Here is a 596-nt window from a genome sequence, read left to right on the forward strand (position 1 = left end):
GCAATCGCCGTCGCAGTCATTGACCCTTCGTTCTTCACCGTCAACGTGAACGTTACATTGTCACCAGCCGCTACATTGCCGCTCTGACCTGAAGCTAAACTCTTCGTCAACGACAAGTCGAACGTCGTCAAGGCCGCGTCTACCGTCAAATCATTCCGATTCGTGGGGCTCAACACAATCGCCGAGGTAATCCCCGTCGTCGGGTTGGCGTCGCTGTCAGTGGCGTCAGAACCCACATTCGAGTTCAAACTCAACTGACACGTGTCGGGCAAACTCTTCGTATCAAACTGTACATAATAAGTACCCAATGGCAGGTTCGTAAACAAGTACTTACCCGTGGCATCCGTCAGCATCGAATCTCTCTTCGACGTCGGACCGTTCACCGTGCCTGTCCACAATATCACTTTTACGTTTTGAATGCCTGGCTCACCCACATTCTGCTGGCCGTTGTCATTCAAATCTTTCCATACAAAATCTCCGATGCTGCCCAGTGGCGTTACATTAATTAGCTCATCGTCGTCATCGTCTTCGCCTTTAGTGAAGCCGTTGCCTGGCGTCGAATCTTTGTCCTTCACAGGGTTGCCGTTCTTGTCTTT

The 596-nt window shown here is 50.8% G+C and carries 1 protein-coding gene; it reads right to left on the bottom strand.

Annotated features, from left to right (window positions below):
• On the bottom strand, window positions 1-596 hold a 596-nt coding region (locus GVN20_RS29515; RefSeq protein WP_229599232.1), incomplete at both ends, for an SdrD B-like domain-containing protein.

The organism is Runella sp. CRIBMP (assembly GCF_009905605.1).
Classification (GTDB): domain Bacteria; phylum Bacteroidota; class Bacteroidia; order Cytophagales; family Spirosomataceae; genus Runella.